Source organism: Parapedobacter koreensis (assembly GCF_900109365.1).
In the GTDB taxonomy this organism is placed as follows: domain Bacteria; phylum Bacteroidota; class Bacteroidia; order Sphingobacteriales; family Sphingobacteriaceae; genus Parapedobacter; species Parapedobacter koreensis.
This window is the reverse complement of record NZ_FNZR01000008.1, coordinates 1-14256: the sequence shown is the minus strand read 5'-3', so window position 1 is coordinate 14256 and position 14256 is coordinate 1. Positions and strand designations below refer to the sequence as shown.

Below are 14256 nucleotides of genomic sequence, written 5' to 3'. Positions count from 1 at the left end.
TGTTATGGACTATTCGAAATATCAAGCAATCGATTTTATAAAAGACGAATCCTTCCAAGAATGGTGCTTGCATCCCGAGGGAGAACATGCCCATTTTTGGGAAAACTGGGCAAGCCAGCACCCGGATCAACAGGGAGAAATCCATAAAGCGAAGCAACTATTGGCAGCGTTTCAGGGCTTGGGCGAGGAACTGTCCGATTCGAAGATCGATTTGATGTGGAGCACCATTCAGCACCGTACACAAGAAACGACGGTAATCACGCTGCCAAAAACACGACAATCAACAATCAGACGCTGGAGCCGAATAGCGGCGCTTTGGGCAGGTGTCATCATGGCGATTTCGATAGGTATTTATTGGCTAGCCAATCAGACGACTACCGTATCCTTTACTACGGCTTATGGCGAAGTGAAATCTATCGCCCTGCCGGACGGTTCGCGTGTGGTGCTCAATGGAAATTCGACATTGAACTACCAAGAAAAAGATTTTGACGCAGCCACCCGTGTAGTAAGCCTGGTAGGTGAAGCCCATTTCAGCGTCATACATACCCCAGACCACCAGCGATTCCTCATTCAGACAGCCGATGAAATGGGTGTAGAAGTACTGGGCACCAAATTTACGATGACTAACCGACCGATGAAGAAACAGGTCGTGCTGGAAGAAGGTAAGGTAAAGGTGAGCAATACAGCAGCATTCAATGAAGTAGATCACGATGCGGTGTACATGCAGCCCGGGGAATTGATTGTATGGGATGCGCAAAAGAGCGCGTGGCATAAAGAACAGGTGGAGGAACCCAGCCGATATGGCTCATTCAGGGATCACAGACTCATCTTCAAAAAAACGCCTTTACAGGAAGTGGCGCGTATATTAGAAGATAATTATGGATACCGTGTCGTCTTTGACGACCCAACACTCGCAGGAAAACATTTTACGGGCTCCTGCGCTGCTAATGAAATCTCACTACTGTTGCGCTCCATTGGCAAGGCCTTTGGTGTCAATGTCCAGGAGCAGGACCAACACGTGACGATAGGAAATACCAATTAGATCGAAATAACCAACGGTTTGGCAGTAATTGGCCAAACGACCGCCATGTGGTCGTAAGGGATGATTTTGCTGCTTAATCACAAAATAAAATGAAAATAACCAATTAATTACCAATTAATTACAAAGCAACAGATTGAATGTTGAATGTAAACTTAACTAATGTAAATCTAAATGTGTAGCACTATGCAAAGAACTACTTGTATCTTTTGGCTGGCCGTCTTTATCGCATCGGCCGCGCCCAGTAACGATGCCAAAGGACAATCCATGGCATCGATCTCCGGTAGGCAGCACCGAACGGCTACCACGATAGACAGCCAAGCCCTTATCGGTGTACTGACTAAACTGGAAACTCAATTCGGCGTCAATTTCAACTATGACAACGATTTGCTGGAAAACATCAAGGTGGCTTTTGACGAAACGAAGATGCGCACCGTCCCACTCCATCAACTTCTCGGGGAACTGCTGGACCCTGCCGGGCTACGATTTGAGCGGACAAATGGACAACACATCATCATTATGAAAAAACAGGTTACGAAAGGTAAGTCGGCCGGTGACAATAAGGCTCTTGCCCGCGATGGGAGACCAATTGGGCCTATGCAACAAACGATTAATGGCACAATCACAGACGAAAATGGCCTACCATTGGAAGGTGTGAGCATCCTTCATGCTGAAAGTGGTGTCACCACAAAAACGGCGACAAATGGTTCATTCGTGCTGTCACTGGCCGAACGGAGCGGCCTGCTCACCGTTTCGTTTATCGGATACGTGAGCCAGCAAGTAGCGATACCAGCCTCCGGCAATCTCATTATTCGTATGGAACCTGAAGTAACAGCACTCACCGAAGTGGTTGTAACGGGCTACTCCAAAGAGCAAAAGAAAGACATCATCGGTTCGGTATCCATCGTTGACACCGAAAACCTGCTATCCATCCCCTCGGGCAATGTGAAAACGCAGCTACAGGGCAATGCAGCAGGTGTGACGGTAAGCTCAAGCGGGTCGCCCGGAAGTGGCGGCAAGGTACGGATACGAGGTTTTGGCTCCTTCGGCGGATCAGACCCGTTATATATCATAGACGGCGTGCCGGCATCACAAAGCGGCGTAGACAACCTCAATGCCAACGACATCGAATCCATGCAGGTGCTCAAAGATGCCGCATCGGCGGCCATCTACGGTGCCCGTGCAGCAAATGGTGTCATCATCATCACCACCAAAAACGGGAAACCCGGAAAAACGAAATTGAGCTTCAACTCCTATTATGGTGTCAATTTCATTTCGAAAAGCGATTTTCCGGATGTATTAAATGCCCAGGAAAACGGCGAGCTGTACTGGAAATCCATGATCGGTGCAGGCCGGCAAGTCGGTGATCCCGATTGGGGGCATCCACAGTACGGCAATGGCCCTGAGCCTGTCATCCCGGAATACATCATGGTTGTAAACAATGGTGCCCGTATCGGCGGTGCGGAGCTTGAAGCCCTCAAGCATGGAAATGCCAGCCAACAGGCATTATTTGCCGCATTGGTAAATCCGGATAGCTACGACTTTGCCACGCACCAAATTGTCCGTTCGGCAAACACCAACTGGGCCGAAGAAGTATTTAAACCCGCAGCGATACAGACCTATCAAGTCGGGTTGAGTGGTGGCGGCGAAGCGGGTAATTATGCCATTGGCCTAAACTACTTTAATGAGGGTAACACCGCTTCGGAATACAACAAATTTGACCGGTATACGCTGCGGGCCAATACCCAATTCAATTTGGGGAAACGGGTGCGTGTAGGTGAAAATGTACAACTTGCCTACCGGACCAACGACGCATCGAGCATCTGGGCATCGACCGTCATGACCATGCATCCACTGGTGCCCGTATGGGATGAGTTTGGCAACCCTGCCGGCAATGCCGCGCCAAGTACAGGAGGCGAACCCGAATTCAGCACCAACCCCGTCACCCAGCCGTGGCGCAACCGTTTCGACAAGTCGAATCGGATTGGCATACTGGGCAATGTATTTGCAGAAGCCGAAATTTTAGACGGCCTTTCGCTCTACACCTCTTTCGGCGTCGATTATGCCAACTCAAGGACGCTAGACCTAACCCAAGTGACCTATGAGCACGCGCAGAATACCAATCCACCGAATTCCCTGATGGAAAGCAGGAATACGGATAATACCTGGACTTGGACAAATACGGCAAACTACAATAAATCTTGGGGTGACCACACGTTTAAGGCATTGGTAGGCTCGGAAGCCATCAACACATTCGGCAACAGTTTATCCGCCACCCGGTTGAACCTTGAAATCGACGATGACGAAGACTTCCTGGTCATCTCGGCAGGTACGGGTGCACAGACGAATTCGGGATCGTTTTCCCGCAGTTCACTGTTTTCGCTCTTCGGTCGTTTAGACTATACATTCAAGGATCGTTATTTCATTAACGGCACGCTCCGCCGGGATCAATCTTCCAAATTCGGCAGGAACTACCGCACCGGCTATTTCCCCTCCGCAGCGGTGGGCTGGCGGATAAGTTCTGAATCGTTCATGGCAGACGCCACTTGGCTTGATGACCTGAAACTAAGGGCCAGTTGGGGCGTCATCGGCAACCAGAATGGCCTGGACAACAACAATCAATATGATGTGTACGTGACATCCGATCCGAATTCATATGGCATATCTGGTGATAATGGCTCGCGCATAGTGGGCTTGGTTCCCTCACGAATTGGCAACCCGGACACGCGTTGGGAAAAAAGTGCGACGCTCAACCTTGGGTTTGATGCGACGTTGCTGCGCTCGACATTGGACATCAACTTCGACTGGTACGTGCGTAGAACGACCGATCTCCTGGCCGTAAATCAGGCCCCTTTTACCGGACCAAGCATCACCCAACCGTCGGTCAATGTAGGTGAACTGACCAATAAAGGCATCGACCTTGGAATTACCAAACGCAGCAGGCCCGGCAATTTCCAATACACCGCATCGTTGATTTTCTCCATGTATCGGAACGACGTTATCCGTGTACTGGACAATCCCTTGGCTGTGTTGGCTGGCGGCAGCACACGTATAGGCAACGCGGTATTGACACAGGCAGGCTATCCCATCTCCAGCTTCTACGGCTATCAGATTGACGGTTTTTTCAATACGCAAGAAGAGGCTGAGGCTTATGCCGCCGAATACTCGACCTGGCTGACGCCTGAAGTCGGCAGGTGGCGCATCAAGGACATCAATGGTGATAAACGCGTTGATGGCAACGATCGGACCATACTGGGTAGCCCGCATCCCGATTTCCAGACCAGTCTGAATCTTTCGTTGGCTTATAAAAACTTTGACTTCAATTGCTTCTTTTTCTGGAATCAGGGTGGAACGGTTTTCAACTATACCCGCTACGTCATCGATTTCCATACCTTCACCACCAATCGGAGCACACGCATGCTTTATGAATCGTGGACACCCGAACTCGGGGATCGTGCCAAACTTCCCAAGCTCGACCTCAATGACAGCTATTCGTCTTCCAACATCACGGATTACTTCCTCGAAGATGCGTCTTACCTTCGGATGAAAACGGTACAACTCGGCTATACGCTGCCGAAGGCGTGGAGTAGCCGCATCGGCATGGAGAATTTCAGAATTTATGTGCAGGGACAAAACTTACTGACCATCAGCAAATCTACGCTGATGGATCCCGGATACGCACAGGCCAGCGGCGGCGACACCTCCATGGGCGTGGTCAACAACTATGTCCCTACCCCGAAGCAATTCATCTTCGGACTATCGGTGAATCTTTAATAGACAACGTAAACACAAAAGAAATGAAACGATCAACAATATATACATTCTTGGGTGTACTGACGATTTCGGTTACATCGTGCCAAGATGAATTTCTCTCACAGAAGCCGGTAGGTTCATTCAGTGTGACCAACGTCGCTACCCGCAGTGGCATCCAACAAGCACTTATCGGAGCGTATTCGCAACTCAACGGGACGCGGGATTGGGCGGCCTATGGCATGGCCACGCCCGGTATGGCCATGGCCGAAATGATGGGTGGCAACGCCCACAAGGGATCGACGCTGACCGATCAGGCCTGGATGAACTTCATGGTACGCTACGAAGTGAACACCAACAGTTCAGGGGTCAATTTCAGGTACCTGTATAATGCTGTTTTCCTTTGCAATACGGTATTGAATTTGCTTCCACAAGTCGCTGAGCTAACACCTGAGGAAACCGCTCAGATTGAAGCGGAAGCACGCTTTCTCCGCGGACATTATTATTTCCTGCTGAAACGATGGTATAAGCATATTCCATGGATCGAATCCATCAACGAATTCCGCGTACCCAATACCGACGAATCCGGCAATTATGTCAATACCTGGCCTCAAATCCAAGCGGATTTTGACTTTGCACGGAAAAACCTGCCCCAGACCCAACGTGACCTGGGCAGGCCGAATAAGTGGGCTGCCGAAGCGTATTACGCAAAAATACTGATTTACAGAGGAAGTGAGGGAGACCTCCCCACAGGCTTCGACGAAGCCTTACAGGTGTTGAATGACGTGATGGCCAACGGCATCACCGCCAGCGGCCAAAAATACCAGTTGGAAGAAAATTTTCACTACAACTTCGACGTCACCCGGGAAAACGGCCCGGAGAGTGTCTTTGCCGTACAACATTCAGCAAACGACGGCACGAACAGCATTGACAACGGCAACCAGGAAATCCGCGGTGCCTCTGGTAAAAATCCACAATCGCCGGGATGGGGCCGTGGATCAGGATTCTATACGCCCTCGCAATGGTTTGTAGACCATTTCCGTGTAGACGACAACGGCCTCCCCTACCTCGACATGTACGATACCAATCCCAACAGCGTAAAAAACGACGACGGATTGCGATCGTCAGATCCCTTCGAACCAGAAACGGCCCCGCTCGATCCCAGACTGGATTGGAGCGTAGGCCGTCGGGGAATCCCTTTCCTTGACTTCGGTATCAACCCCGGTGCCGATTGGGTATACACCCCCATCGAATCCGGTCCTTACATCCAAAAAAAGGGTCATATCCGCAACGATCAGGACGGCATTTACGTGATGCCGGGACAAGCATATAATGCCCTTAACGTCAATATTATCCGCTATGCCGATATTATTTTATACGCTGCGGAGATGGAAGCGCGTGTAGGAAGCCTGGAGAAAGCCCGGGAATACGTCAATCAGATTCGCACCCGTATGGCACAGAATTCGGGAAGCCCCGACCATTGGGTACAACGTATCGACGGAACGGGGTCAGCGGCCAACTATAAAATCGGGCTGTATCCTGCGGGCCATCCAGCCTTTGCCAATCAAGAGGTGGCATTGCGAACCATCCTTTTCGAACGGAATCTCGAATTGGGGTTGGAAGGTGGCCACCGCTTCTTCGACCTCATCCGATTCGGGCTTGATGAAGAATTATTGAATGAGTATATACGACACGAAGCCCCGAAGCGCTCCATCATCCAAGGGGCGGTATACTCGCGGATGCCGGACATGATCCTACCCATTCCTCAGACCGTCATCGACAACAGTATGGTAGATGGGGTGCCTACATTGAAGCAAAACCCCGGTTATTGATATGAGTCGCTATCCCTCTTTCGTTTGGTCCCTGGCAGCTGCCGTACTCATGGCATGCTGCCAAGGGCCATCCATTTTGAAACCCGGCCATGATTACCTGGAGTGGGAAGCTTACGCAGGCGCTAAAGACGGTAACCGCTATTCGGCCGGCGACCAAATTACGGTGGAAAACGTGGCCCAGTTGGAGGTAGCGTGGACATTCAGCACAGCGGATAAGGATCCGAGGAACCGGAGCCAGATCCAGTGCAACCCCATTGTAGTGGATGGCGTACTATACGGGTTGAGCCCAAAATCAAAACTATTTGCACTCGATGCCGCTAATGGTACATTGAAATGGATGTTCGATCCCGAACGTGTGGATACAGCCGAAGCAGAACGGTCGTTTTACCAAGTTATCCGAGGCGTGATGTATTGGGAAGATAGTACACAGGCTGATAAACGAATTTTTTATGGGAGCGGTCCATATGTCTATGCAGTGAACGCAAACAACGGCCAACTCATCCAATCCTTCGGGAAAGATGGTAAAATAAATCTACGGGAAAACCTTGACCGAGAAGGTTTGGAAAATGCATTTTTGGCCAGTACGACGCCAGGAGTGATTTACAAAGACTTAATGATTCTGGGAACGCGGGTGAGCGATGCGCCCGGCCACATCCGGGCATATGATGTACGAACAGGCGAACGAAAATGGATTTTCCACACCATACCGCACCCCGGGGAACTGGGCTACGATACTTGGGAAAACCCCGATGCATGGAAAACTTTCGGTAAGGTAAACAGTTGGGCAGGCATGGCGCTGGATGAAAAGCGAGGGATCGTTTATATTCCTACCGCTTCCCCAAGCATCGAGTACTATGGTGCCAACCGGAAAGGCATGAACTGGTTTGGCAATTCCTTAATCGCACTGGATGCCAATACCGGGCAGTATATCTGGCACTACCAATTTGTCCATCACGACCTCTGGGACCGCGATCTACCGGCCAATCCCAATCTGGTTACCTTAAAAATTGGAGGCAAAGAAGTAGATGCCATCACCCAAATTACCAAACACGGATATGTCTTCGTTTTCGACCGTGTAAGTGGTAAGCCCCTTTTTCCCATCAACGAAGTACCGGTGCCTACCGACGGGTTGCCCGGCGAAAAACCTTGGCCCACGCAGCCGATTCCAGTAAAGCCAGAACCTTTTGCCCGGCAGCAATTCGAGCCCGAGGATGTGAGTGACCTCACCCCTGAAACCCACGCGTACTTAATGGAACGGTACCTAAAAATCAAGCATCGCGCAAAATTTTCGCCACCCAGCATGGAAGGTACGTGGGTATTTCCGGGATTCGATGGCGGTGGCGAGTGGGGTGGCGCAGCGATAGATCTCGAAAGCCAGATCATGTATGTCAACAGCTCGGAACTGCCTTGGAGTCAGGTGATGGCGGAAATACCCGTCGGCGCCAATAACGGCAACGGCACCGTTCCCGAAGTAGGGCGTTCGGTATACCTGACGAATTGTGCGACCTGCCACGGGGCGTCCTTAGTGAGTCCGGATCCCTCCTTCCCTACACTCAAAGGGATTGGCCGTAGGCTGAAAGAGCCGGAAATCCATCAAGTGATTGACAATGGGCGCAACATGATGCCGGCCTTTAAACACCTCAATGAAGGAGAAAAACGAGCACTGGTCAAATACCTCCTCGCCCCAGATCAGGCAGCCAACATGGATACGAGCACATCTCAAAAGGCCTCCGATCGGGAATCGCCGCCGCCGCAGCCTTCGACAGCCCCGCAAACGCCCTATGTCAGCACAGGCCTAGTCCGTTTCCTTGATCAAAACGGTTATCCGGGTATCAAACCGCCGTGGGGAACGCTCAACGCTATCGATCTCAACAAGGGCGAGGTGCTTTGGAAGGTAACGTTGGGCGAACATCCAGAACTCACGGCAAGAGGTATTCCGCCTACCGGAACCGAAAATTACGGTGGCCCGCTTGTCACAAAAGGGGGAATCGTATTTATCGCCGCTACACAAGATCGCAAAATCCGCGCATTTGACAAACGCACCGGAAACGTGCTTTGGCAGCATGATCTGCCCGCAGCCGGATTTGCTACGCCCGCCTCCTATTCCGTAAATGGCCGCCAGTACGTGGTCATCGCCTGTGGAGGCGGGAAAGTAGGATTGCCGTCTGGCGATACGTATATATGCTTTGCTTTACCTCGTCACTTATAATACGCAACATGAATACAACAATCCGTATCAAATTGTCATTGATGATGTTCCTCCAATTTTTTATCAAGGGGTCATGGTTCGTCACGGTGGGAACATTTTTAATCAAGAACCTACAAGCGTCGGGTACGCAGGTCGGATTGACCTTCATGGCCCAATCCATCGGTGCCATCCTTCCTCCTTTTTTGATTGGCCTGCTTGCCGATCGCTATATCGCCGCACAACGGCTGTTGTGCATCCTGCATATCATTGGAGGCATTTTGCTTTGGTGTGCTGGATCGACGGACGTATTCGGCAATTTTTACATCATTATCCTGTTATACATGATGGTCTATATGCCGACGATGGCATTGATCAATACCATTTCCTTCCGGCAAATGAACAATCCGGACAAAGAGTTTCCGCCAATACGCGTTTTTGGAACTTTGGGATGGGTCGTCGCGGGACTCATTATCGGCTATACGGCATGGGAACAAAGCGGACAGTTACCCAATACCTTTAAAATGGCGGCTCTTGCTTCCGGAGGCATGGCCGTTATGACATTTTTTCTACCCGCCACGCCGCCGCTAAAAAGAGGGGGGCAAGTATCATTGGGTGATACGCTTGGGTTGGATGCCCTCCGATTACTCAAAGACCGCTCTTACCTGGTTTTCTTTTTAGCTTCCATCGCACTATGCATTCCGTTAGCATTCTATTACAGTTTCACCAATCCATTTTTCAATGAAATCGGTGTCAAATCGGCGGCTGGAATCCAAGCAATGGGCCAAGTGTCCGAATTGCTGTTCATGCTACTGATGCCCTTCTTTTTCGTACGTCTGGGTGTCAAATACATGTTGGGGCTCGGCATGCTGGGCTGGGCCATACGTTACGCGTTATTTCGATTAGGGTACCTGTCGGGGAGTGAATGGCCGTTGATTGCAGGTATCCTCATCCATGGCATTTGTTTTGATTTCTTTTTTGTAACCGGGCAAATCTACACCAATAACAAGGCGGGCGACCAATTCAAAAATGCAGCCCAAGGGCTGATTACATTGGCAACTTACGGCGTGGGGATGATGCTGGGATCCGTATTGGCCGGTTTTATCGTAGATGCCAATGTCACGGAGGATGGATTCCACCATTGGGAAACCATTTGGATGGTACCTTCGCTGATCGCAGGTTTGGTGCTCGTCTTATTCCTCTTTCTTTTTAAAACCCAAAAAACAACAAATCTTCCAACTAAATCATAATTATGAAAACGTTCAACTTATCAATAACCTTGTTTATCAGCTTATTTACCGGATTACAGGGATACGCACAACCTGCCGAAAACAACTATCCCGAAGAAACGATCGGCTGGAAACTGGCGATGCAGGCCTCGACGTATCGACCGCTTACCTTTGCCGAAACATTGGACAAGGTGATCGCTTGTGGTTTGCGATACGTCGAGGCATTCCCACAGCAGCAAATTGGTGGTGGGATACCGGGTGCTACTGATTTCCGAATGGATGCGCAGACACGCCGACAGGTCAAGCAAATGCTTGAGGACAAAGGCATAAAACTAATAGCCTACGGCGTGGTAAATCCTGCTACCCGTGAAGAATGGTCCCAGTTGTTTGATTTCGCCAAGGATATGGGAATCGAAACCATTGTCTCGGAACCCAAAGTGGAGTCTATGCCTTTATTGGATGAATTGACAGCGGAATATGGAATAAAGGTAGCCATACATAACCACGCCATTCCGAGCCCTTACTGGAATCCAGAAACCGTACGCTCAACGGTTATTGACCACAATCAAGCCATCGGCGCTTGTGCCGACATCGGCCACTGGATGCGTTCAGGACTAAGCCCACTCGAAAGTCTCAAATTATTGGAGGGCAGGCTGATATCAATACATATGAAAGATCTGAACGCTACCGGTGACCCCGATGCACATGATGTGTGGTGGGGGCAGGGCAAAGCAAACCTGAAAGCCGTAATCCACGAAATGCAGCGGCAATCTTTCCGGGGAGTGATTGCTGTGGAATACGAATACCGGCGTAACGATCCCGCGTTTGACAGCGTACCCGCCATCCGGGAAAGCGTAGCCTATCTTCGGTCCACCCTACTCCAATCCCTGCAAAGCCGCTGAATTCCTCAGCAGCAACGCATATTGGAAATAGTCCGTGGTGGTTTCATGTTCAGATTTAGGCATGAAGTCGGCTCCTACCTTGATTATTTTAATGCTGATCAATTTCTGAGATGCAAGGTACGGCGATCCGTTAGCGTTCAGCTTAAACAGTGTGGTACTATTAGGCAGGGAAGCAGCCTTTAAGTCTTTGATTCCTTTGACCAGTATAAGCGGTCCGTCCGAATTGGCGATCCCGACGCGCTCATTATCCGGCGTGGGCATACCCAAACCTTTTGGCAAGTACATATCGCTGTCCAGTGCAAATCCAGCAATGCTGCATACGGGGTAGTTAGCTGCCTTCAACCGCTGGGCGAAGGGGCGCTCCATACCCACGGGGTCGGATTGCAGTACATGGAAGAAACCGAAAAACCCATAGAACTTTTCACGCTGCAACCCTTTTGCTGCCAAGATGTTTACAAAATTGACCATCATGGCCGAATCCCGCGGTATGCCAGACACCGTGTCATCGATGTCCTTGTCTATCCCCAATACGGATATTTTCAGCGAGTCGTCCAGTTGCTGGTTGAACTGATGAAGCCGGCTCCATTTGTCATAAAGCTCACGGCTTGCCTGCTGTGGGATTCGTGTTCTATAAGCGTTGACAAAATTTTTAAGCAATAGCGTATCCTGCTCCGGCGCCGCCAAAAACCGATTCAATAGCCCAGCAGTGGCACTATCCACCTCCGCCAAGTAATACCGAATACCATATTGTTTGTTAAGCGACAAGAATAGCTGTTCATCTGCCAGCTGATTGCCTGCAAAGCCGTGGTTTTCTCCAAATAAATATACGGTCGATTCGTCATCAAAGGTGCCGGAAATCGGCATTTCATGCTGGTCGAGGTAGCGAACAAACTCGTCATCAACGGAACCGATAAAGGCATTATTGCTGATAAAAAAATAAGCTACAACGAGCAGGGCGATGCCCAGCACGCCTGCAATCAGGTACAAAACAACTTTAAAAAAGGTTTTCACAACGAGCTACCAAAATGACAAATACGATTATTTACGTAGGCGAAAATACGCAAATCATCGGTAGAAGCGTCAGAAAACAGCAACTTACATTTTAATTGTAATAAAAGTTGTTACGATTAAAAACAATACGTAGCTTTGCAATGATATGAACAACACCCGGTTTGCGACGGTAGTACACATTTTGGCCATGCTGGCCGATAATGAAGGCGAATGGTTGAGCTCCGATTGGATTGCAAGCAGCATCAACATCAATCCAGTGATGGTAAGGAAAGAATTGGGTTTACTGCAAGAACGGGGGTTGGTCGTCACCCGCAAAGGCAAAGAAGGCGGTTCCATGCTACAAAAAAACAGTGCGGAAATTTCATTGGCTGATGTCTATGCCCTGGTAAAAAATGCCGACGTACTGGGCAAGAAAAACCTCCATACCAATCCAAACTGTCCGATTGGAAAACAGATCAATAGCGAATTAGGCGGGCTTTTCGCAAAAACAGACGGATTGGTTTCGGCTTACCTCCAAGGGATCACGTTGGATGAATTCGTCAGGCAATTCCGTTGATTTTTTTTGAATATAAATGTAACAAAAATTATTACAATAAGTATGGCAAAAATAGGAATAACAGGTGCGACGGGACAACTGGGTCGTCTGGTCGTAGAACAATTGAAAGCAAGGACAGCCACAGACCTCGTAGCATTAGTGCGAAGCCCCGAGAAAGCGGCTGACTTGGGTATTGAAGCCCGCGCGTTCGACTACAATGAGCCTGCGTCACTTGTCGATGCACTGCAAGGAGTAGAACACTTGCTATTGATATCTTCCAATGAGATCGGCCAGCGCAAAACACAGCATGAGCATGTTATCCAAGCTGCACAGCAGACCGGTGTTACCTGGATCGTGTACACCAGCGTACTACGCGCCGACACCTCTACACTGAGTTTGGCGGCAGAGCACTTAGCGACCGAAGAAGCACTGAAAACATCGGGTATTCCCTACACGATACTACGCAACGGGTGGTATACCGAAAACTATGCCGGTTCAATCGCCGGAGCAATCGCTAATGGCTCCTTCATCGGCAGTGCCGGTGTCGGTAAAATCGCTTCCGCTACTCGTGCCGACTATGCCGAGGCCGCTGCTGTGGTATTGACCAGCGAAGACCACCAGGGCAACGTGTACGAACTGGCAGGCGACGAAGCCTACACGCTGGCGGATCTCGCAGCTGAAGTATCCCGGCAGACGGGAAAAGATATCCACTACAATAACCTTCCGGAAGGCGAGTACGTCGAAGCCTTGAAATCGCTTGGTTTGCCCGGCGGGTTAGCCCATGCCATTGCCGGTTGGGACGTGAGCACTGCTAATGGCGATCTGTTCGACGACAGCCACACGCTCTCCCGGTTGATTAACCGCCCAACTACGCCACTGGCAGCGTATGTAAGGAAAACCATATCAGTGTCTGCATAGGCTCACGCGTATATACGGCATTTAACAAATATTAACATTTCGCCCTATAACAAAACGGCACCGTATACGTTTAATAATTAGTTAGTAAAAATTGTCTTTTCATAATTTAGGTTTATAATTGGTTAGTTTGAAAAGCCCCGATTCTCCCCGTTTCGGGGCTTTTTCTATTGTGTACTGTTTTTCATCAGAATAATTTGCTTTTTAAAGGCCATGAAGCTTGCATGAATTACTCATATCCTTCTGTGAATGGCAATTCATGCAGGGTTCATTCGATTTTTATTCGACACTTAAAAACTAAATTATTAGTTTTGTATACAGATTTGTAAGACAAACAAACATCACATTAAGCGTACGCGATATGAAACATCATCGATTTGCCTGCGTGGTCTTCGGTTTTACCATGCTTTTCTCAGCCCCCCAGCAAGAGGAAACCGTAAACGAAACGAAGCAAATAGACTTAAATTCGGGCTTCTACATCCAGGAACAAAACTATGCGAAACTGGCACGAAAAGCCCTTGAACTGGGGTTTAAATTGGTGTCCTATGAAAACACAGACAACACCAAAGAGCGCGAAATGGGATAGGCAGACAATCTTTACAACAAGACATTCAAAATAGACAGCGATGCCAAAGTATTGGTGCTTGCCGGGATGGATCACATTCTTGAGCAGCCTACTCCAAGTGGCCAGCCTCTCGTTCGCTAATCAGCCCAGCACAAAATTTAGATGACCAGATCAAAAATTGTAAATCACACTCGCTTTACGTATATTTCCTCTATAAATTAAAAACACAAAACAAACCACTCTCTGTACTAAAGAGAGATATAAAAGAATTTCCTCTACGAGCTTAAAGACTC

10 protein-coding genes are annotated in these 14256 nt (G+C 49.3%); 9 read left to right on the top strand and 1 reads right to left on the bottom strand.

Going from position 1 to position 14256, the window contains the following annotated elements; translation table 11 throughout:
* Window positions 1–4: 4 nt before the first annotated feature.
* The 6 genes from BMW65_RS17590 (at window position 5) to BMW65_RS17565 (ending at window position 10937) form a co-directional block, all read left to right on the top strand.
* Complete coding sequence (locus tag BMW65_RS17590) at window positions 5–1042, top strand: FecR family protein (RefSeq protein WP_090607375.1); 1038 nt, start codon at window positions 5–7, stop codon at window positions 1040–1042.
* A gap of 183 nt (window positions 1043–1225) precedes the next feature.
* Complete coding sequence (locus BMW65_RS17585) at window positions 1226–4813, top strand: SusC/RagA family TonB-linked outer membrane protein (RefSeq protein WP_177181194.1); 3588 nt, start codon at window positions 1226–1228, stop codon at window positions 4811–4813.
* Window positions 4814–4836: 23 nt separating this feature from the next.
* Window positions 4837–6621, top strand: coding sequence for a RagB/SusD family nutrient uptake outer membrane protein (locus tag BMW65_RS17580; RefSeq protein ID WP_090607373.1), 1785 nt, complete (start codon window positions 4837–4839; stop codon window positions 6619–6621).
* 1 nt (window position 6622) lies between these two features.
* Window positions 6623–8830 carry an outer membrane protein assembly factor BamB family protein gene (locus BMW65_RS17575; RefSeq protein WP_090607371.1) on the top strand — a complete coding sequence of 736 codons (2208 nt, stop codon included), beginning with the start codon at window positions 6623–6625 and terminating at the stop codon, window positions 8828–8830.
* A gap of 8 nt (window positions 8831–8838) precedes the next feature.
* On the top strand, window positions 8839–10056 hold the full coding sequence (locus BMW65_RS17570; RefSeq protein WP_090607370.1) for an MFS transporter: 1218 nt from the start codon (window positions 8839–8841) through the stop codon (window positions 10054–10056).
* Window positions 10057–10058: 2 nt separating this feature from the next.
* Window positions 10059–10937, top strand: a complete 879-nt coding sequence (locus tag BMW65_RS17565; RefSeq protein ID WP_090607368.1) for a sugar phosphate isomerase/epimerase family protein — start codon at window positions 10059–10061, stop codon at window positions 10935–10937.
* Here the strand turns inward: BMW65_RS17565 and BMW65_RS17560 are convergent.
* On the bottom strand, window positions 10911–11948 hold the full coding sequence (locus tag BMW65_RS17560) for a hypothetical protein (RefSeq protein WP_090607367.1): 1038 nt from the start codon (window positions 11946–11948) through the stop codon (window positions 10911–10913). The genes BMW65_RS17565 and BMW65_RS17560 overlap by 27 nt on opposite strands.
* 145 nt (window positions 11949–12093) lie before the next feature.
* Between BMW65_RS17560 and BMW65_RS17555 the strand changes: the two genes are divergently transcribed.
* The 3 genes from BMW65_RS17555 to BMW65_RS17545 all read left to right on the top strand — a co-directional run bounded on the left by BMW65_RS17555 (window position 12094) and on the right by BMW65_RS17545 (window position 13984).
* Window positions 12094–12504, top strand: coding sequence for an Rrf2 family transcriptional regulator (locus BMW65_RS17555; protein WP_090607365.1), 411 nt, complete (start codon window positions 12094–12096; stop codon window positions 12502–12504).
* A 42-nt stretch (window positions 12505–12546) separates the two neighbouring features.
* A complete protein-coding gene (locus tag BMW65_RS17550; RefSeq protein ID WP_090607364.1) occupies window positions 12547–13401 on the top strand; it encodes an SDR family oxidoreductase in 855 nt (284 codons plus the stop codon).
* Window positions 13402–13759: 358 nt separating this feature from the next.
* Window positions 13760–13984: a hypothetical protein gene (locus tag BMW65_RS17545; protein ID WP_090607362.1), complete on the top strand. Its 225-nt coding sequence runs from the start codon at window positions 13760–13762 to the stop codon at window positions 13982–13984.
* Window positions 13985–14256: the final 272 nt, after the last annotated feature.

Excerpts from the sequence above, each read along its gene's own strand:
- BMW65_RS17555 (WP_090607365.1), top strand. The coding sequence starts at position 12,094 with ATGAACAACACCCGGTTTGCGACGGTAGTACACATTTTGGCCATGCTG.
- BMW65_RS17585 (WP_177181194.1), top strand. The coding sequence starts at position 1,226 with ATGCAAAGAACTACTTGTATCTTTTGGCTGGCCGTCTTTATCGCATCG.
- BMW65_RS17570 (WP_090607370.1), top strand. The coding sequence starts at position 8,839 with ATGAATACAACAATCCGTATCAAATTGTCATTGATGATGTTCCTCCAA.
- BMW65_RS17575 (WP_090607371.1), top strand. The coding sequence starts at position 6,623 with ATGAGTCGCTATCCCTCTTTCGTTTGGTCCCTGGCAGCTGCCGTACTC.
- BMW65_RS17580 (WP_090607373.1), top strand. The coding sequence starts at position 4,837 with ATGAAACGATCAACAATATATACATTCTTGGGTGTACTGACGATTTCG.
- BMW65_RS17545 (WP_090607362.1), top strand. The coding sequence starts at position 13,760 with ATGAAACATCATCGATTTGCCTGCGTGGTCTTCGGTTTTACCATGCTT.
- BMW65_RS17565 (WP_090607368.1), top strand. The coding sequence starts at position 10,059 with ATGAAAACGTTCAACTTATCAATAACCTTGTTTATCAGCTTATTTACC.
- BMW65_RS17550 (WP_090607364.1), top strand. The coding sequence starts at position 12,547 with ATGGCAAAAATAGGAATAACAGGTGCGACGGGACAACTGGGTCGTCTG.
- BMW65_RS17590 (WP_090607375.1), top strand. The coding sequence starts at position 5 with ATGGACTATTCGAAATATCAAGCAATCGATTTTATAAAAGACGAATCC.